Source organism: Bacillus sp. CH_70, assembly GCF_038007045.1.
Classification (GTDB): Bacteria; Bacillota; Bacilli; order Bacillales; family Bacillaceae_G; genus Bacillus_A; species Bacillus_A cereus.
Map to the genome: position 1 here is coordinate 374,827 of NZ_JBBOWL010000001.1, position 20,073 is coordinate 394,899.

The following is a 20,073-nucleotide window of genomic DNA, read 5'->3' on the forward strand; positions in this document are numbered from 1 at the left end:
TCAATAGTAATTTTGATTGTAAATTTTGCGGAAACAGGTTATATTTTATTGAGAATGATAATCAATGATTAATAGCTGAGGAGTGAGCACGAATGAATCGAGAAGAATTGTTTGATATAACCGTGATAGGCGGAGGACCTGCAGGGCTTTATTCAGCTTTTTATAGTGGACTCAGAGAAATGAAAACAAAAATAATAGAATTTCAACCACATTTAGGTGGAAAAATACATGTGTATCCGGAAAAAATGATTTGGGATGTAGGAGGACTATTGCCAGTTACAGGTGATAAGTTAATTGAACAACTTGTACAGCAAGGGTTAACATTTAAGCCGGAAGTTGTATTAGATACAAAAGTAGAATCGATTATTCGTAATCAAGATGGTACTTTTACATTAAAAACAAGTACTGGCGAAGAACACTTTTCAAAAACAGTTATCGTCGCAACAGGAAGTGGTATATTGAAACCGCAAAAGTTATCTATTGAAGGTGCTGAGCGATTTGAAGTATCGAATTTAAATTATACAGTTAAATCTTTAAAGCGTTTCAAAGGTAAAACAGTTATTATTTCCGGTGGAGGCAATTCTGCTGTTGATTGGGCAAATGAATTGGAACCAATTGCGAAAAAAGTGTATGTAACCTATAGAAAAGAAGAATTATCTGGTCATGAAGCACAAGTAAAACAACTTATGAACAGCTCAGCGGAGTGTTTCTTTAATACATCGATTACAAAATTAATTGCTGGTGATAATCATGAAGCGATCGAATATGTAGAATTAACAAATCATGAAACAGGTGAGGTTTCTCACTTACCTATTGATGAAGTTATTATTAATCATGGATATGAACGCGACATTACATTATTAGAAAATAGTGAGTTAGACGTTGCAATTATAGATAATTATTATATTGCAGGTAATGCAAATAGTGAGTCTTCAGTAGATGGATTATATGCTGCTGGAGATATTTTAAAGCATGAAGGGAAACTACACTTAATTGCAGGTGCATTCCAAGATGCTGGAAATGCTGTGAATAAAGCAAAGCAATTTATCCAACCAGATGCAAGTGAGTACGGAATGGTTTCTTCTCATAATGAAGTATTTAAGAAGAGAAATCGCGAACTGATTAAGCAGATGATAAAATAATAAGGAACAAGTATACCCCCACATACTTCTCTATTCAAATGGATGAGAGATGTACGTGGGGGTTTTCCTGTTTACTATATTTTCAATCATTATAATGACACCGGTTTCATCAGTTCATATGATATGAACATTTTTATTGGTAAAGCATCTTAGAAAACAATTTAGCTATGTTTTGCTTACGCAGAACATGGCTAAATTACGCTGTCCCTTTAGCGCGTTCATTAGGAAATGGCATATTTAGTATAGAAGCAATATATTGTTTTCCATGTTTTCGAGCCAATGATTCTAATATTTGACGGACGCGTTTTGTAAGATGGCCTTGTTTTTTGATGGCTTCACAATATGCGTCATAGAAAGCATATTTAGCCCAAAGGAAATCATCTTGTTGGAATAAGAAATGATTTTTGTACCATTCACCAATTGTATGATAACAATTGTTTTCATGTATTGCTGTGCTTTGAGAAAGAAAACGATCAGATAAAGATACATTCAAATGAGAAATTGTGTTTTCTGTTTCAACTTGTAGTGTTTTTTCTAACATTGTAATGATGTGACGAGTAGCCATATGTTAACTCTCCTTTGTGTAAATGGGTAATACCATTCTATATTTAAAAAATTCTTACTATATAATACTATACAATATATGGAATGCATCTACCTGCTTTTTGAACTGCATTTACAAAATCTTTTTTATTTGTTTACAAAAATAAAGTAAAGTAAGATACAGTATAGATGAAAAAATAATAAAGGAATGAACGCATTGTATATAACAGTAGAAGAGACTGCGGAGTATTTGAATTTACCAAAATCGTATATTGAAGAGTTAATTCAGCAAAAGAAAATTCGTGCGCTATTCGATGGAGAGCAATATTTAGTAAATAAAGAACAATTTAATACACATTTAGAACAAATGGAGAAATATAAGCAATTAGTGGAAGAAATATTGAACGAACCAATTCCAGAAGATATGGATGTTAAAGACGAAGATTAAACTATGGAAAATCCCTTATGAAGATATGCAGAAATGTATATTCATAAGGGATTTTTTGTTTGAAGATATCAAAAACATAAGGAGTTCTTAGCCTTTCCTCAAATTTTGATAGGTAGTAGTCTACCATGTTAAAAGCATATTTTTTTCTAGCTAGGACAAACATAGAGAACGTAACCTGTACAGATACATATACTATCAGTGCAAAAGCTTATAAATTAATGGAAGGGGTTTTCTCGTGAGTTTATTTCATTGTGATTTTCTGAAAGACTTAATTGGATCTTTTGTGAGAGTAAACAGGGGTGGTCCAGAATCTCAAAAAGGGACAATAATATCAGTATGTCCGGACTACTTCGTATTGAAGAATGAAAAAGGTGAGCTTTATTACTATCAACTTAGCCATCTGAAAAGTATTACGAAAAATGCAAAAGACTGTGGATCAAGTGATTGCGATTGGGAAGATTGCGAATGTGCAGACGACTTTGAAGCACTACTTCTAAGCTTCAAATATTGCTGGGTGAAAATTAATCGCGGTGGTCCAGAGAAAGTGGAAGGAATTTTACAAGATGTTTCTTGTGACTTCGTTACATTAATTGTAAAAGAAGAAGTTATATTAATTGCAATAAAGCATATTAAAAGTGTTAACTATAATGCATTAGCATGCGGAGAGAGCGATGAGAGCGACGATAGTAAGGAAAGTAGCGATAATTCAGGTCGCGCTCGCGCACAAAGACAATCAAGTAGAGGAAGATAATAAGAAAGGGGGATACAAAATTGGAGAACGTATTATGCTGTGACCAAATTAAATGTTTAGTTGGTGAGAATGTAAAAGTAAATCTTCGCGGACCAGAAAGTCGAGTAGGGACACTGGTATCGTTAGGAAAAGACTATCTTACATTACAACTACCTCATGGTGAATTAGTATATTATCAGTTGAAACATGTGAAGAGTCTAGTGAAGAAAGTGAAAGAAAGTAAATGTGGCGATGGCTATAGTTCATGTTTCTGCTCTGATGAGGATACTTTTTTAGATATATTAAAAGACTTGAAGTATAAGTGGATAAAAATTAATCGTGGCGGTCCAGAGTGTGTGGAAGGTTTATTAAGTGAGGTACACCATGGCTGTATTACACTAGTAAACGGCGATGAAGTTATTTATGTAATTAAGTCTCATATTAAGAGTGTGAGTCAAGTAGTTAAATGTAAAAAGAATGAAGATGAATAATGTTTAATAAATAAGAGGGGCATTATGAGGGAAAGAGAAGAACAATTTCTTATTTCGATAGTATGAAAAGGAATTACTTACTATTAAAACAGAACTTTGCCCTGATTATTTTTTTAGAAATGGAAGACAGGTAAGAAGAAATTCATAGGAAGGAGGATATAGATGAATGAGTTAAACAAAAGTATTGGAGAAAATATATATGTTAAATTAATCGGTGAAAAAAGATTTAAAGGTGTATTAATTGATGTAGGAAATGATATCGTTGTTCTTTACAATGGACAAGATTACGTATATATATCTTTATATCATGTACAATACTATAAATTTTTAAGACCATATGACGAAGAAATATTAAAACCAGATGTTGATTCTGTAATTAAGAGGGAATCCCCTTCAATTTCTTTGAGAAAAGTATTAAGTACTTCTAAAGGGATTTTTACAGAAGTTTATGTAGCAGGAAATGCTCCAATACATGGTTATGTTACAAGTGTGATGAACGATTATATTGTTTTTTATAGTCCGGTTTATAAAACGGTATATATATCTTTAAAGCATTTAAAATGGTTAATTCCGTATAAAGAAAACCAAGTACCGTATGCCCTCAATAAAAATGAACTCCCCGTAAATCCGTTAAATATTACGTTAGCTAGAACGTTTGAAGAACAGCTTATTAAAATGACAGGGAAAATTATGGTGTTCGATTTAGGTGAGGAGTCCAATAAAATTGGAAAAATGGCGAAAATTGATGAAGGTCATATTGAAATATCAAAAGCACGTGATGCAAAAATGTATGTGAATATTCAACATGTAAAATCCGTCCATTGTCCGTAGATTAGTTGGAAGGGCTGGCTTTTTCTTTTATATGCAGAAGAAAAGGTCGAGCCTATTTATTTAGTTTAATTTGGATATGAGGGGAAAAATGAATTGAATATAAATATATTATAGTGGAATCTTGTTTTGAAGAATTTGTACTAATTTATAAAGAAATGTGTACGAGCTATCTTTTTATGTATTCAATTTATTTTTTGAGGAGGAGCTGCTCAACTAATTTATTAAAGGGGTTTTGTTTGTGGAGCAGTTTCCGAATTCGTTATCAATTACATTGCTTGGTAGTGCTGGTGGAGCAGCAAAAGCAGTTTTAGCAATTTTAAATCAAGCGATAGCAAATGAAAAAGATCCAATTTATGAAGTACTAAAGAATGCCAAATTTCATTTGGTGGATATAAAACAAAAAGATAGGACTTATTATGATGAGTTGTTTTCGAATTTGAAAAGTCAATTATATTTATATGAAATAAACCTTCAAAATGTAGTGGAATTTAAACAACATTTAAAAGAAAAAAGAACGAGTGTTGTGATTGATGTTTCAGGGGCAGATACAATTAGAGTATTAAGCTGCTGTAATGAACTAGGAATTTGTTATATTAACTCAGCCTTGGAAAATGAGGCAGTAGATCAGGACGATAGCTTAATTGGCTTTCAGCTTACGGAAAGATATACAAGGTTTGAGAAGGAGAAAGAGAAATTTACAAATACAAAAGCGATTATAGGTTCAGGTATGAATCCAGGTGTTGTTCAATGGATGGTTGTTGAGCTTATGAAGGAACGACCAAATGAAAGGCCAAGAGCATGTTATATTGTAGAACATGACACATCGTTTTTGAATGATACAGCACTTATAAAGCCACATACACTTTATGCTTCATGGGCAGTAGAGCGATTTTTAGATGAAGCAATCTGGAGTTATCCGATGTATATGAGTCATCATCGTCCTCTTTACTTTTATGAAGATGTATATGCTTCAGAGTATAAAGTGAAGTTAGGAGAAAAAGAATTCTATGGTTGTTTAATGCCACATGAGGAAGTATTAATTTTAGGGAAAAACTTTAATATGGAAGTTGGTTTTCTTTACCGAATTAATGAGTATACAACAAATATAATTAGACAGAACTTAGATCAAGTAGAAGATTTATGGAACTGGAATCGTAAAGTGTTTAATCCAGCGGAAGAAGAGGTTGCTGGAGAGGACTTGGTCGGTGTGTTACTCGTTTATGAAAATAGTGAGACATATATGTATAATGTGATGAATAGTAGCCAAGTTTTTCGTAAATATAAAACGAATGCAACGTATTTTCAAGTAGGGTGCGGGATTTATGCGGGCTTGTCCAGTTTACTTTTAGATCAATTTGAACAAGGTGCTTATTACGTTGAGGAGTTGTTATTAAATACAGAAAGTAAGTACGGTGAGTATTTAAATTTATATATGAAGGATTTTGTAATAGGGCATAATAATTTTACGGATGGATTGTTACATGACAGGGTAAGATGGATGTAAGTTGTTACCAAAAGGAAGGAGAGATCTCCTTCCTTTCATTATTATAAGGTTAAATATTGCCCTGAAAGCAATTTCATACTTATACTTTAAGGAGATAACAATGAAAGTTTTTTGTATCGATCAAGGGGAGTTTTTATATGAATAAATACAAGAGCTTGATTTATGAAGAAAGAAGAGCCTTAAAGGTATTTATATTATTATTTTATATTATATTCTTTTTATATGACGCTATATATTATTTTGTATATCCTGCTATGAATATTAGTGGAACAGCGGTAGGTTGGCCAGAAGGTAGTCTTGGGATAGGTGTGCCTATATTTGTAATAGCATTATTTCCTATTTCTATATATCTTCAAAAAAGAGGGTATGTATATTCTGTAAAATATTTATTTTTATTTGGGTACATGTTTATCAATCTTGTGAATAATTTAATGATTTATTTGCGAACGGATAGACCTTTTGAACATGGTAGTATGGTAGAAATGTTATTAATTTTATTTGCCCCAGTTTTCGTGAATAGAAAATACTTTTATTTAGTGTCCTTTAGTGTAATTGGAAAGTACGTATTTTTCACATTGCTATTACAAGATTTAAAAGTGGTAATTCCACTTGTTTTATGTATATTCTATTTCATTATTTCACATTCTTTATTAAAACGATTTCAATCTTATGTAAGAACAGTGGTTGAAATGATGAACAATATGAAAGAGACGGAAAATTTAGCTGTGATTGGGACTATGTCTACAACAATTGCCCATGAAATTCGAAATCCGCTAACAGCGTTAAAAGGGTTTACGCAAATGCAAAAAGAAAGAAATCCAACTGATACGATGAGCTACGACATTATGCTACAAGAAATTGAAAGGGTTAATGGATTTGTTAGTGAATTGATGTTGTTAGGAAAACCAAAGCCAACAAATTATGAAAGGTGTAATATACGAGACATCCTTCTATATGTTGTGCATCTAATGGAAAGTTATGCAACGCAATATAGAGTTAAATGTCATTTACAAGTAGATGGGAATTTACCGGCTATAAACGGTGATGACAAGCAATTAAAACAAGTGTTATTAAATATCATTAAAAATGGAATAGAATCAATGCCAGAGGGTGGAGAAATTCATATTCGTGCATATCAAAAAACGCAAGGACATTTGTGTATTTCTGTTGAAGACCAAGGATTTGGTATAGAGAATGAGAAGTTAGAAAAAATCGGTAAGGCGTTTTACACAACAAAGGAGACTGGTACAGGACTTGGGTTAATGATTACATATAAAATTATTAAGGAACATCAAGGGAGTATCACGATCCAAAGTAGTCTAGGAGTAGGAACGAAAGTAGAAATTTTTCTGCCGACCGTTTAATGTATTGGGAGAAAAGATTTTTCAGAAAAGTGTTCTTGTTGTGTAAATATAAACATTTTATAAAATGTTTCAAGAAGGGTTTTTTTTATAAAATACTTCGTTTATAATGGAGGAAAATATCGACATGAGATTGATTGCTCATGTAGCGGTTCAGTGGTGTTATGAAAAGATAAGAAGGGGTGCACACGCATCCTTTTTTCTATGCAGATATTATGAAAGAGGTGGTATGATGGAATTAACATTAAATTCGACTGTATGTTTACACACGATTCAATTTCGAAAAGAGCAAAAGAATTATATTGTAAAAGATACAATTACAGGAGAAAAATATGAAATGCCGCCACTTTGGATTGATGCATTGGCAATGATGCGTGACGGTTTTTTATTGGGGGAAATTGAGGAGAAATTAAAAGAAGAGTATCCATCCGAAGAAGTGAATATGTTAGCATTCACGAGGCAACTGTTAGAACTAGAACTTGTTGAAATGGTAGATGGAGAAGAGATAGCTTGCACAAAGAAGAAAGAGATAGATTGTTTAGCTTGGGTGCGTCCCCGTGTGGAACAATTCTTTCTTAATTTAAATAGAAAATATAGAAGCAAAGACCAATAGTGGCCTTTGCTTTTTTTATAGGCTGTGTTTAAAAAATAACAGCAAATGCTCTTGCGAAAGCACCGTCACTATTTTTAATTTTTAAAGGTGCTGCTGAGAAAAAGAAACGTTTTGTTTCGATAGCATCTAGATTTGTTAAGTTTTCAATTAAGTAAATATTATTCCCTAGTAATATGTGATGAATCGGTGATGTTTCTGTTGTGACTTCATCAGGAGAAATGAAATCTAAACCGATAGATTTTACTTTTAATCGCACTAGTTCTTTAGCTAATTCTTCAGAAAGATAAAATGCTTCTTTCTCATAAGCTTCTGTATTCCATTTGGTGGATAGATTAGAATGAAAAATAACAATATCACCTTCTTTTATATCAGCATTATGCAATACTGCCTTAGGTAATTTTCGTTCTTGAATATGTGTTACATCTATAAGAACAGCTTCGCCTACAAATTGATCCAGCGGTAATCGATCGATGGTCGTTGCGCCTGAAATAAAATGCGCAGGGGCATCACAATGCGTGCCAACATGAACGACAGAATGAAAATCTGTAACTTGATAGCCTGATTCTTCAACACTTGTAACAGCTTCTAGTTGTATTTTAGGTGTTCCAGGAAATTGAGACATATTATTTTCAAATGTTTGCGATAGATCAATTACTTTCATTTTACATACCTCCAATATATGTTTTTCAAATAATAAAAAGCTCATCCTTCAGTATCAAGAAAGATGAGCTTTACATGCTAGTTGAGTTTTATCTTCCAAAATGCAATGCATTTTGCAGGAATTAGCACCTATTCAGTTTGTATAAACTGAGGTTGCTGGGCTTCAAAGGGCCGGTCCCTCTGCCTCTCTTGATAAAGAAGTATTCAGTTTTTAAAATCGGAATTTTCCGATAGTTAAATTGTAATTCATTTCCTTTTTTCGTGCAATACAAAATAGGTATTCACCCAAATAAAGCTGCTCGCATATTGTAGCTTATGTAAATAGAATGCTGCGAAGGAGTGAGTGCAGTGACAGGAAATATATTAAATTATTATGCTGGTGGTAATACAGCTAGGGGATTTCACAATTTATACGAAGAGAATTTAAAAGGATTAGACAGATTATTTATCTTAAAGGGTGGCCCAGGAACGGGAAAATCTTCTTTAATAAAGGCAATAGGTCGTGAATGGATTGAAAAAGGATATGATATTGAATTTTTGCATTGTTCTTCTGATAATAAATCGGTTGATGGTGTAATTATCCCAAAATTAAAAGCAGGAATTGTTGATGGGACATCGCCGCATGTTATTGAGCCAAAAATGCCAGGAGTTGTTGAAGAGTATATAAATTTAGGAATTGCTTGGGACTCAGATAAACTAAGAAAGCAGAAGTTAGAAATTGAAAGATTTGTTTCAGAAGCAAGCAAAGCTTTTCAGTCTGCTTACGCACGTTTTAAAGAGGCATTGGTTATACATGATGAGTGGGAGAAGATATATATTGATAATATAGATTTTAATAAAGCAAATGAACTAACCAATCAGCTAATCCAGAAATTATTTGCAGATAAAAACGGGAGACAATCGCTTGTAAAACATCGTTTTTTAGGAGCTGCTACACCGAAAGGAGCAGTTGATTTTGTTCCTAATTTAACAGAAGGGTTACCACATCGTTATTTTATAAAAGGGCGCCCAGGCTCTGGAAAATCAACGATGCTCAAAAAGTTAGCTAAGGCAGCTGAAGAAAAAGGATTTGAAGTTGAAGTATATCATTGCGGATTTGACCCGCATAGTCTTGATATGGTTATCGTAAGAGAATTAGGCTTTGCAATTTTTGATAGCACCGCACCACATGAATATTTTCCAAGTCGCGAGGGTGATGAAATTATTGATATGTATGCCCTTATTGTTACGCCAGGGACGGATGAGAAATATGCGAAGGAAATTCGTGATGTTTCCATTCAATATAAAGCAAAAATGAATGAGGCGATGTCTTTCTTAGCGAAAGCAAAATCGGTTCGTGATAAATTAGAACGAATTTATATTGCTGCTATGGATTTTTCAATAGTAGATGCATATAAAGAGGAGATTCAAAAAGAGTTTGAACGAATTGCTACTACTGTAATCGAAAAGCAACAATAGACGTTTCATTAGGCTGTCAGTAATTTCTGACAGTTTTTTTGGTATGTAGTAAAATTAGTATTGTATTTGTCGAATTTCCAAGGAAATAATCAAAAAATGGAGGTGTTATGAAATGAGAGAGAAAATCGAGTCGGAGTTAGAAAGAATTGAAAAAGAGAATGATGTGAAAATTTTATTTGCGGTAGAATCAGGAAGCCGTGCTTGGGGTTTTCCATCGAAAGATAGCGATTATGATGTTAGGTTTGTTTATATACATCCGGTAGAATGGTATTTATCAATCCATGACAAACGAGATGTAATTGAATATCCAATTAGTGATGATTTAGATATAAGTGGTTGGGATATTAAAAAGTCTTTGCAACTATTCGCGAAGTCGAATCCTGCTTTACTTGAGTGGATTCGATCACCAATTTTTTATTCGAAAAACTCTAATTTTCCAGAACTACTTCAAAAGATGAGTGAGAAGAATTTTGATCCAAAAGCAACGATATATCATTATTTACATATGGCGTCGAAAAATTATCGTGAATTTTTGCAAGGTGAGAATGTAAAGCTGAAAAAGTACTTTTATGTATTACGTCCCATTTTAGCTTGTAAGTGGCTAGAAGAGAAAACGACCTTACCTCCTGTAGAATTTGACCGATTGATTAAAGAATTGTCATTAGAACGTAGCGTATTAGATGAAATTGAAAAGTTGTTAATAAAGAAAAAAGCAGGTACTGAATTAGATGTTGGATTGAAAATTAAGGTGCTAAATCAATTTTTAGAAGAACAAATTCATTACTATCAGCAATATGTAAAAGGAATTGAAAAGGGATCAGGAATCGATATTGAGAGTTTAAATACATTGTTTCGAGATATGTTGTTTGAAGCATATGAAAAAGAGCACAAGTAAGTTTGTGCCCTTTTTATTTTGTAGGAATGAAGAAAACAGATATAGCTGCGATAAGACCTGCAAAGGAGAATAAGTAAAAATTCCATGCTAAGTCATATTGCATTGTCATAATAATACCGACGAGAATTGGGCCAGCAATTGCACCAACTCGGCCAAGCCCCAGTCCCCAGCCTAAGGAGGTAGCTCGGATATGTGATGGGAAGTATTGTGTTACATATGCATTTAATATTTGAGTAATACCGACTGATCCAATACCAGCAAGGCCAATTAAAAGATAAATGATTGTAACAGATGGTTTGATTGTTAATAGTCCGATACATATGGCTGCCATAAGATAAGAGATGCTAATAACAATTTTTGCTCCTATACGATCAGCAATTGCTCCAGCGAATAATGCGCCGATAGCTGCGGTAATATTTAGCATAAGTAGAAATGACAGACTAGACCCAAGAGGATATCCTGCCTGGCGCATCATCTGTGGTAACCAAGTGTTTAAACCATATATTAAAAACATTCCCATTATATAAGTGATCCAAAAAAGTAGCGTTGCTTTTATGTATTCTTTTGAGAATAAAGTAAAAAATCCATTTTTCTTTCGTATAGTAGATGGGTCTGGATGAGTTTTATCTTTTACATGAAATTCAATTTGAAAACGATTAAGAATTTGGTTCACTTCTTCTTGACGATTACGTGATAATAAAAATTGAATGGACTCGGGTAAATAGCGAATAATGAAAGGAATGAGGAGTAGTGGAATCATTCCGATACCAAACATAATTCTCCATCCGAAATCTTCTAACATAAGCATGGACAAAATAGCACCTAACACGATACCTAAAGGATAGCCAGTAAACATAAGAGCATAAATAAAAGATTGCCCTTTTTTTGGTGAATATTCAACAGTAAGTGCTGAAGCTGTTGGGATAACACCGCCTAATCCGATTCCTCCTATAAATCGAGATAATCCAAATAACTCAGGAGAAGGAGCGATAGCCGCTAAACCCATTGTGATAGAAAAAAGTGCTAAACAGCATATAAGCGTCCATTTACGCCCAATTAGATCTGTAATCGTTCCAACTAGAATAGCCCCAATAAACATCCCAAATAAAGCATAGCTTGCAATTGTACCAGCATGCGCTGGTGATAGCGCCCAGCTTTTGTCTTCTAGGAGCTTTGGTAGAACGGCACCGTAAATACCTAAATCATATCCATCAGCTAAAATGGCTAGCCAACAAATAAAAACAACAAGTTTTGTAATAGAGCTTGGAAAGATAGTTTCTGTAGATTCTAGATGAGGTGGAGCTGAAGGTTGCATAATATTCACCCCTTTTAATTTGTAGATGAATATATTATTTTATTTAATGTTAATATTTTCCTCCTTGTGTCGAATTTTATCTGAAAAGGGTTTATAACAAACAAAGAAGTTCAACAGTAATTTTGTTGAACTTCTTTATTTGTTTACTCATTATCAACTCGTTTTAACGGTTGATCTGCTGGGCCTTCAAGAACGTCTCCCTCAATTGAAAAACGAGAACCATGGCAAGGGCAATCCCAAGTACAATCACCATTATTCCATTCAACTTCACAGCCGAGATGTGTACAAGTTGTATCGACGATATGTAATTTTCCTTCTTTGTCCTTATAAGCACCTGCTCGTTTACCGTTAACATGTACGACAGATCCTTCACCAACTTCGAGATCTTCTGGCTTACGTAATGCGGTTTCAATCTTTCCTGCAATTAAATGTTTCGCAACATCAATGTTTTGGGAGAGGAACGTTTTTATATCTGGATTTGCATGGAAGCGTGATGGTGCATACAGTTCTTTATAGGGACTGTGAACTTTTAGGATGGAGTCCTTCAGTAGGTGAGCGGCAGCAGTTCCAGTTGTCATTCCCCATTTGCGATATCCAGTTGCAACAAATATATTTGGATTTCTTTCGTTAATATGTCCGATATAAGGAAGCTTATCTAGAGTAATTAAATCTTGTGCTGACCATCTATAAGGAACTTCATCTATTCCAAAAGTGGCTTCAGCAAAAGAATAGAGTGCTTCATAATGAAGCATCGTATTTATTCCCTGACCTGTTTTATGACTCTCTCCGCCAATCAAAATTAATTTTTCTCCATTGTTTGTTATATAGCGTAAGGAGCGCTTTGGATCATCAATACTTAAATACATGCCACCTGGATACTCCGTTTTTGCTTTTATTGCAAGAGCGTAGGAGCGTTCTGCGTACATTCGCGTAAAGAAAAAGCTATTCGCATCATAAAAAGGAAAATGTGAACAAGAGACGACATATTCACAAGTGATATGATGGCCCTCTTTTGTAATTATTTGTGGATAATCGCCCTTTTCCACATCCATGGCTGTTGTTTGTTCGTAGACCTTTCCGCCCATCTCCACAAACTTTTCTAAAAGTGTTTTTAAATAAAGAAGGGGATGAAATTGTGCTTGATTTTTCATTACAAGCGCAGATTGTACTGGAATAGGAATCGATAGAGATTGAACATAGTCACAAGGTATATTTAATTTTTGATAAGCTTCATATTCTTTCGATAAATTTCTTAATCCGTTATCAGTAGTTGTATATAAATATGAATCTTCATTTGAGAAATTACAGTCGATTTTATATGTTTGAACAGTTTTATTTATGAATTGTAGAGCCTTATTATTTGATTCATAGTAAAGCCGGGCCTTTTCTACACCGAAATGATTTATTAATTCATCATAAATAAGATCATGTTGTGCTGTTACTTTCGCTGTTGTATGCCCAGTCGTTCCGTTTAAAATACGACCGGAATCAATTAAAACAACATCGATGCCTTCTTTTGCAAGTAAATAGGCAGTAGTAATACCTGTAATACCAGCACCGATAATAGCAACTTTCGTCTTTATATTTTCGGATAAACGAGGGAAAGTAGGAAATTGAGTAGATTCAATCCAATAAGATAGCGGCAGTTGTGGGAATGTATCACCTGTCATTGTGGAAACCTCCTGATTTTAGAACAATTTTCCTTTTAATATTTCCATATTATATGAAATTCATGTGTGTTGTTTTAGAGGAAGTCTATTTTTATTAAAAGAGGGTATAAATTATTTTAATATAATTAATTAGGTGGGGCATTATGAAGAAGTAGGATTTATATAAAACTAAATTCAAATGATTCTGTTTGTTGATTACATAGAGAGTTATTGAATGAGATAGAGTCTATGCCGTTTAAGAAAATGTCTATATATAGTGGGTAAATCCTTATGAAATCTATACATTTTCTTTAGTGAAATAAAGTATGATTATAAAAATATAACCAACTTTTATTACTAGGTCATAAAAGTTGTTGACAATATAGAAATTCTATTGTTATGATTCATCATGTGGAAAGGTTGATAGAGGGTAAAAAGAGAAATGTTTTTCATTGATAATAAAAGCGAAAAATAAGTGACGATAGAGTGAGTATATTTTCCTTATAATAGATGCTTTTGGGATCATCTAGTAAAATCAATCTGGAAGCAAGAATTGATATATGTAAGTTGCGCAAGGCGCGGCATAAGAAAGGGGCAAAAGGATGAAGGAGCTTCATACGTTTGGGTGGTATGCAGCACGTGTATCACCACATTTGCCGAAAAAAGCATTTAAACCAGTGCCTACTCGTTTATTTGGTGGACTGGCTTATTTGCTTGTGGCATTGGCGGGATTAATATCGATTGGTGTATTTGAATTGAATGTGTGGGCGAATCTAGGAATTGCGATTGTTCTTGGATTATGTTTTGCTTCACTAGGATTTTTAGGGCATGAAATTTTACATGGAACTGTTGTAAGAAAGGCATGGCTTCGTGACTTCTTAGGCGCGATTGCATTTATGCCATTATCAACAGGGCCAAAGCTTTGGAGAAAGTGGCATAATGCAACGCATCATGTTCATACACAGCATGAAGAGAATGATCCGGATGCATGGCCGACACTTGAGAAACTTAAGAAGAGTAAGTTTTTGAGTTGGGTATATCGTATGCCTCTACATGTACGTTCATTCTTTAGTTTTCTGTCACTAACAATTCAATTTACATTGCATTCGACTCGAATGTTCTTTCATTTTATAAAAGAGTTCAAGTCATCCAATCAAAAATCTGTATGGCTTCAACTTCTTTTGCCTTGGACAGTTTGGATTAGTTTATTGTTTATTATGGGACCTGGAAAATGGTTATTTGCATATGTCATTCCGTTGTTAATTGCTAACTTTATTGTAATGGCATATATCGCAACAAATCACCGCTTAAATCCAATTGTTCCAGTAAATGATCCGTTAGCAAACTGTTTATCAGTAACAGTGCCGCGCTGGGTAGACGTTTTACATTTCAATTTCTCATATCATACAGAACACCATTTGTTTCCTGCTATGAGCTCTAAATACTATCCGTTAGTAAAAGAGAAGATTAAAGAAATGTGGCCGGAACGTTATCACGAAATGCCGATGACAAAAGCATTAGCAGCCCTATGGAATACACCACGTGTGTATTATCACGGAAGTGAATTAGTGGATCCGCATAGAGAGCATTTCTATGGTTCTTTAGGAAATGGACTAGATCCTCATAATATTTCATATCGTGAGGAACATATAGAGGAAGACGAGAGTATTAAAAAAGTAAATCAGTAAAATTAATATATTTTTGCAGTGAAAAAGCAAGCCATCTCAGGCTTGCTTTTTCTTATAAAGAAACTTCCTTTTTGTTCTTTTTATGGAATTGGACGGAGTTAGTTTCTTTTCGTTGTAGTCGTTTTTCTAAAAGATTAACGAAATAAGTAAATAGAAGAACAAGTACGAGATAGTATGCACCAACGATTATGTAAGTATCTAATTGTTGGAAGTTACCTGCTGCAATTGATAAACCTGAACCCCATAATTCGGACATTCCTACATAAGCAACAAGTGAAGAATCTTTTAATCCGATAATAAATTGGTTTCCTAGAGGAGGAAGAGACAGACGAAATGCTTGTGGTAATATAATTCGTCGCATAGCTAAAGGGTAAGGCATGCCTAAAGAGCGAGCTGCTTCTAATTGTCCCCGGTCAACGGATTGAATAGATCCACGGAAAATTTCCGTAATATATGCTCCGTTATGAATTGCTAAAGCGATTGCACCTGCCCAAAAAGGGGTGAAAACAACAACGGATGTAATTCCAAAATAGAGAATGGCAATTTGAACAATTAAAGGTGTACCACGAATAATAGCAATGTAGACATGAGCGATACTATTTAAAACTTTATTGTTAGAGATTCGAAAGAAAGCGAATAATAATCCAATTAATGAACCGAGTACTAGGGAAGTTAATGTTAATTGTAATGTGACAATAGTAGCTTTTAAGAGTGTGGGATAGGAAGAGATAAAAATTTCAAACATGCGTTTCACCTCATATTGTATAGATTTTAGTAGAGAATGAAATGCCCCACATAAAATGAATACTTAATCAGTGGGGCACTGTTTATGAATCTTTTGAATGGCTAACTTACTTACTTCGTTTTTTCCTCTTCACCAAGAATATTACGCCCGAACCATTTTTTACTGATTTTTTCATAAGTACCATCTTTAATGATTTCATCTAACGCTTTATTTACTTTCTCAACCATTTCTTTATCATCTTTGCGAATAGCAATTCCCATTTCATCAAGATTTAATGGTTTTCCGGCTTCTTTTATATTTGATTTTCCTTCTTTTATCATACGTAGACCAACCATTTGATCCGTAATTACTGCGTCGACACGCCCAGGCTCTAAGTCCATAAGAGCAGTAATATCGCTGTCATATTCTGTGATTTGATCTGTATATTTTGCAACAAGATTTTTAAAGGTACTAGCTTTTACAACACCAATTTTCTTACCTTTTAAATCTTCTGGAGAAGAGATAGCGGTATTCTTTTTAGCCACAAAAATTTGGGCGCCAGAGCGATAGTACGGATTTGAGAAACTAACAGCTTTTAAGCGCTCCTCTGTAATTGCCATACTACCCAGTATTACATCATATTTCTTCGCTTGAAGACCTTGAATTAGCGTTTCCCATGGGTTTGTAACGGGCGTAGCCTTCATGTTCATCTTTTTAGCAAGAGCTTCACCGATTTCTACATCAAAGCCGACAAGTTTGCCGTCATTTTCTTTATAGTTAAAAGGTTTGTATAATCCACTCATCGCATAGCGAAATTCTTTTTCACTATTTGATGAAGTAGTAGAGCTTTCTTTGCTACAAGCTCCTAGTATGAAGGATGTACATAGTGTAATGCTCGCAACAATGGTTAATAGTTTTCTTTTCATAAAACCCCTCCTATATATTGATCATACGGATGGTTTTTTAGTATGTTATTGAAATATTTTATTTGGATGATTAGTTGTGCACCGTATGAATGTATTCCTTTTCGTTTGAAACAGAAGTTACATTATAAAACGTTGCGTAAAAATTGTTTTGCTCGTTCATGTGATGGAGCTGAAAAGAATTGTGCTGGCGTAGCATCTTCTACAATCTTTCCATCATCCATAAAGATGACGCGATCAGCTACGTCTCTTGCGAAATTCATTTCATGAGTAACAATAACCATTGTCATCCCTTCTTCAGCAAGTTCTTTCATAACTTGCAATACTTCTCCAACAAGTTCAGGGTCTAAAGCTGAGGTAGGTTCATCAAATAGCATAATCTTAGGGCTCATTGCAAGAGCTCGTGCAATGGCAATGCGCTGTTTTTGACCACCTGAAAGAAGATGAGGAGTTACATCCGCTTTATCTTGAAGGCCGACTTTTTGGAGAAGTTGATTTCCAATATCCTTTGCATTTGCTTTCTCTAATTTTTTTACGTGAATAGGTGCTTCTATGATGTTTTCTAGTGAGGTCATATGAGGAAAGAGGTTAAAGTGCTGAAAAACCATACCGACATTTTCACGGACTTTATTTAAATTTGAATGCTTTGGATCAATTCGCTCACCTTGTAAGTGAATTTCGCCTTCATCGTACATTTCTAAAAAGTTAAGACAGCGAAGTAATGTACTTTTACCAGAACCACTGGCACCAATTAAAACAACAACTTCTTTTTCTTTTACTTCTAAATCAATTCCTTTTAACACATCAAGTGAACCGAATGATTTTACTAGATTTCGAACTTGAATCATACAAAACCCCCAGTTAAAAATATATTTTACAAATGTTGCCCCTTATTTCTGTTATTAGTCATAAATTGTCAGAATCCTTTATTTTTTTCGTGCAATTTGATATTCAAAGAAATAATAATTTTTAAAATCCCTATATCCTTCTATAATGAAAATATGGATAATAATATATAGGTAGTATTTATATTGCTTATAAAAAGGGGGAAAGGGAAGATGGAAAAAGAAAGGAAAACATTTTCTTTTGGATTACGTACACAACTTATGCTATTCACTACAGTTTTAGCTTTCATTACATATTCAACAAGTATATTTTTTATTTATGTGATATACGATTATTTTCAAAGTTATGTAAGTCAAACTGTATATAATATTATCGTTATGTTATTAGGGGTAGTATGGTCTGGAATTTTAGCATATGGAGCAGCCGTATTTTTAATTAAACCGCTTCGAAAGTTAGAGGAGGCGGCAAGAAAAGCAGCTGAGGGTGATATTCGTGAAGATGTTCCATTACCGAAGACAGATGATGAAATTAAATCTTTAAGTGTTGCATTTAATATGATGTTAGGAAACTTAAGGGGCATGGTAAAAAATATTGATACAACATTTTCTTATACAAACAATCAAGTACAGCAGATTAGAAAACAAACAGGCGAAGCAACGAGACAAGCGCAAGGTGTATCTGAGACTCTTGCAGAGATTTCTTCAGGCGCTGAGCAATCAGCAGCATCAATTCAAGCAATTGTTTCTGCTGTTGATACAACGACGTCTATTGCAAGTGAAGTAGAAGAAAAAGCGAAGCAGTCTGATACGTTGTCTTCAGAAATGGTTCAAGCTTTAGGGCATAGTACTCGTGTCTTTACGTCTTTAATTCAAGGTATTCAAACATTGGCAAAAGAAAATGAAGATTCCATGCAAAATGTACAGAAGTTAGAAGAACGAATGAAACAAGTAGAACATATTGTGTCTGTTGTGAGTGCGATTGCTAGCCAAACGAATTTATTAGCACTAAATGCTTCTATTGAAGCAGCTCGCGCAGGAGAGCATGGAAGAGGTTTTGCGGTTGTTGCGGAAGAAGTACGTAAACTTGCTGATGAAAGTGATCATTCTGCAAGAAACATATCTCAGTTATTACGGAATATGCAAGATGAAGTACAACAAGTTGCAATGAAAATGACAGAACAAGTGAAAATAGCTAAAGAAGAGGCGAAACGTGGGGAAGCTACGGAATTAATTTTAAAAGAAATGTCATCAAGTGTTATGGAAGTAGCCGATGCAACTCAGCAAATTAGTAGTTATATGAATGAACAAGTGAGCCATATTCATCAAACAGGAGCACAAACAAAAGCTGTAGCAGCAATTGCTGAAGAAACGTCAGCTGGTTCGCAAGAAGTGGCGCGTGTGACGCTACAACAGTCTAAAAATATGATAGTAATCGATCAATTATTAAAGGATTTAGAGAAGCAAGCAACTGATTTGAAACAAACAATTGAACGATTTTCAATGTAAAAGGAAGAACAGAATGCTGTTCTTCTCTTTTTTATTTAGTTTGATTTAATATTTACAGTTAAACTATGAACGTTTCCGCAACATTCTTTTCTCTCCCTTTCGAATGAAAATTATAGCGAGCTATAATATTAAAAGGGGTGTCTTTTATGAAAAAAGAAAAAAGACAACGGTTAATTAAACAATTTGTAAAGGAGTATGAAATAGATAAGCAAGAAAGATTAGTAGAATTGTTAGCAAAAAAAGATGTATTAGTAACACAAGCTACGGTTTCTCGCGATATTCGTGAGTTAAACTTAACGAAGGTACCTTCTCAAGAAGGATTAATGATATATAAAGTTTTCTCAGAAGAGCATTTACAAACTGATATAAAGTTAAAGAAAAAATTACGAGAAGTTGTTGTGAAAATTGATTGTGTAGATCAATTAATGGTTATTAAAACATTACCTGGTAATGCACATGTTATTGGTGTTTTATTTGATGAGTTAGATTGGAAAGAAAAAATAGGATGTATATGTGGAAATGATACATGCCTTATAATTTCACAGTCGAAATCAGATAGGGAGATTATAGAAGAAAGATTAAATTTAATTATTTAGATGCAAAAATCCTGTTTTTAATAAAATTAAAAACAGGATTTTTGTTTAAATACGGAAGTTAAATATTCAACATATATGCGTAATATATGTGTTTTTTATTGAAAAAGCGAGAAAGTTTGTTATAAAAATACAAATTCGTATGATTTTAAAA

Annotated in this window: 19 protein-coding genes, 2 pseudogenes and 1 riboswitch; of the genes and pseudogenes, 14 read left to right on the forward strand and 7 right to left on the reverse strand. The window is 33.9% G+C overall.

The genetic code is table 11. From position 1 onward, the window contains the following. Positions 1-92 precede the first annotated feature (92 nt). Positions 93-1,142, forward strand: a complete 1,050-nt coding sequence (locus tag N2V79_RS01965) for an NAD(P)/FAD-dependent oxidoreductase (protein ID WP_064532145.1) — start codon at positions 93-95, stop codon at positions 1,140-1,142. A 196-nt stretch (positions 1,143-1,338) separates the two neighbouring features. Here N2V79_RS01965 and N2V79_RS01970 read toward each other — a convergent pair whose 3' ends face one another. Next, positions 1,339-1,707, reverse strand: coding sequence for a hypothetical protein (locus N2V79_RS01970; RefSeq protein ID WP_000235474.1), 369 nt, complete (start codon positions 1,705-1,707; stop codon positions 1,339-1,341). Positions 1,708-1,893: 186 nt separating this feature from the next. Here N2V79_RS01970 and N2V79_RS01975 point away from each other — a divergent pair, with 186 nt between their 5' ends. The 7 genes from N2V79_RS01975 (at position 1,894) to N2V79_RS02005 (ending at position 7,663) form a co-directional block, all read left to right on the forward strand. Next, positions 1,894-2,133: a helix-turn-helix domain-containing protein gene (locus tag N2V79_RS01975; protein ID WP_001998970.1), complete on the forward strand. Its 240-nt coding sequence runs from the start codon at positions 1,894-1,896 to the stop codon at positions 2,131-2,133. A gap of 235 nt (positions 2,134-2,368) precedes the next feature. Further along, a complete protein-coding gene (locus N2V79_RS01980; protein WP_053565371.1) occupies positions 2,369-2,884 on the forward strand; it encodes a hypothetical protein in 516 nt (171 codons plus the stop codon). A gap of 20 nt (positions 2,885-2,904) precedes the next feature. Beyond that, positions 2,905-3,354 carry a spore coat protein gene (locus N2V79_RS01985; RefSeq protein ID WP_053565370.1) on the forward strand — a complete coding sequence of 150 codons (450 nt, stop codon included), beginning with the start codon at positions 2,905-2,907 and terminating at the stop codon, positions 3,352-3,354. Positions 3,355-3,516: 162 nt separating this feature from the next. Beyond that, positions 3,517-4,185, forward strand: coding sequence for a hypothetical protein (locus N2V79_RS01990; RefSeq protein ID WP_053565369.1), 669 nt, complete (start codon positions 3,517-3,519; stop codon positions 4,183-4,185). Between the two features lie 238 nt (positions 4,186-4,423). After that, entirely contained in the window at positions 4,424-5,689 is a 1,266-nt protein-coding gene (locus N2V79_RS01995; RefSeq protein ID WP_000434728.1) for a hypothetical protein, read from the forward strand. Positions 5,690-5,826: 137 nt separating this feature from the next. After that, a complete protein-coding gene (locus N2V79_RS02000) occupies positions 5,827-7,053 on the forward strand; it encodes an ATP-binding protein (RefSeq protein ID WP_001046109.1) in 1,227 nt (408 codons plus the stop codon). A 229-nt stretch (positions 7,054-7,282) separates the two neighbouring features. Next, a complete protein-coding gene (locus N2V79_RS02005) occupies positions 7,283-7,663 on the forward strand; it encodes a hypothetical protein (protein ID WP_000424116.1) in 381 nt (126 codons plus the stop codon). Between the two features lie 28 nt (positions 7,664-7,691). On the opposite strand, the gene N2V79_RS02010 is transcribed toward N2V79_RS02005, so the two are convergent. After that, on the reverse strand, positions 7,692-8,324 hold the full coding sequence (locus tag N2V79_RS02010) for a cyclase family protein (RefSeq protein WP_053565367.1): 633 nt from the start codon (positions 8,322-8,324) through the stop codon (positions 7,692-7,694). A gap of 85 nt (positions 8,325-8,409) precedes the next feature. Further along, positions 8,410-8,522, reverse strand: a riboswitch (SAM riboswitch). 149 nt (positions 8,523-8,671) lie between these two features. On the opposite strand from N2V79_RS02010, the gene N2V79_RS02015 reads away from it, so the two are divergent. Beyond that, the gene (locus N2V79_RS02015) at positions 8,672-9,781 is read left to right on the forward strand and encodes a PRK06851 family protein (RefSeq protein WP_053565366.1); all 1,110 of its coding nucleotides are present in this window, start codon (positions 8,672-8,674) and stop codon (positions 9,779-9,781) included. A gap of 112 nt (positions 9,782-9,893) precedes the next feature. Further along, on the forward strand, positions 9,894-10,676 hold the full coding sequence (locus N2V79_RS02020) for a nucleotidyltransferase domain-containing protein (RefSeq protein WP_053565365.1): 783 nt from the start codon (positions 9,894-9,896) through the stop codon (positions 10,674-10,676). Positions 10,677-10,689: 13 nt separating this feature from the next. Here the strand turns inward: N2V79_RS02020 and N2V79_RS02025 are convergent, their stop codons facing one another. Next, positions 10,690-11,991, reverse strand: a complete 1,302-nt coding sequence (locus tag N2V79_RS02025) for an MFS transporter (protein WP_064532147.1) — start codon at positions 11,989-11,991, stop codon at positions 10,690-10,692. Between the two features lie 143 nt (positions 11,992-12,134). After that, positions 12,135-13,661, reverse strand: a complete 1,527-nt coding sequence (locus N2V79_RS02030; RefSeq protein ID WP_053565363.1) for an FAD-dependent oxidoreductase — start codon at positions 13,659-13,661, stop codon at positions 12,135-12,137. A 581-nt stretch (positions 13,662-14,242) separates the two neighbouring features. Here N2V79_RS02030 and N2V79_RS02035 point away from each other — a divergent pair. After that, positions 14,243-15,328, forward strand: coding sequence for a fatty acid desaturase family protein (locus tag N2V79_RS02035; protein ID WP_000661219.1), 1,086 nt, complete (start codon positions 14,243-14,245; stop codon positions 15,326-15,328). Between the two features lie 52 nt (positions 15,329-15,380). Here the strand turns inward: N2V79_RS02035 and N2V79_RS02040 are convergent, their stop codons facing one another. From N2V79_RS02040 to N2V79_RS02050, 3 genes are all read right to left on the reverse strand, one after another. Continuing rightward, complete coding sequence (locus N2V79_RS02040) at positions 15,381-16,073, reverse strand: amino acid ABC transporter permease (RefSeq protein ID WP_053565362.1); 693 nt, start codon at positions 16,071-16,073, stop codon at positions 15,381-15,383. A gap of 110 nt (positions 16,074-16,183) precedes the next feature. Further along, complete coding sequence (locus N2V79_RS02045) at positions 16,184-16,978, reverse strand: ABC transporter substrate-binding protein (protein ID WP_000823766.1); 795 nt, start codon at positions 16,976-16,978, stop codon at positions 16,184-16,186. A gap of 122 nt (positions 16,979-17,100) precedes the next feature. Further along, a complete protein-coding gene (locus N2V79_RS02050; protein WP_053565361.1) occupies positions 17,101-17,823 on the reverse strand; it encodes an amino acid ABC transporter ATP-binding protein in 723 nt (240 codons plus the stop codon). Between the two features lie 375 nt (positions 17,824-18,198). On the opposite strand from N2V79_RS02050, the pseudogene N2V79_RS29165 reads away from it, so the two are divergent. The 3 genes and pseudogenes from N2V79_RS29165 to argR all read left to right on the forward strand — a co-directional run. Then, a pseudogene (locus N2V79_RS29165) lies at positions 18,199-18,384 on the forward strand (HAMP domain-containing protein); the annotation flags it as partial. A gap of 369 nt (positions 18,385-18,753) precedes the next feature. Continuing rightward, positions 18,754-19,326 (forward strand): annotated as a pseudogene (locus tag N2V79_RS29170) (methyl-accepting chemotaxis protein); the annotation flags it as partial. 146 nt (positions 19,327-19,472) lie between these two features. After that, positions 19,473-19,922 (forward strand): arginine repressor, encoded by a 450-nt coding sequence (gene argR, locus N2V79_RS02060; RefSeq protein ID WP_000711826.1) that lies wholly within the window; start codon positions 19,473-19,475, stop codon positions 19,920-19,922. Positions 19,923-20,073: the final 151 nt, after the last annotated feature.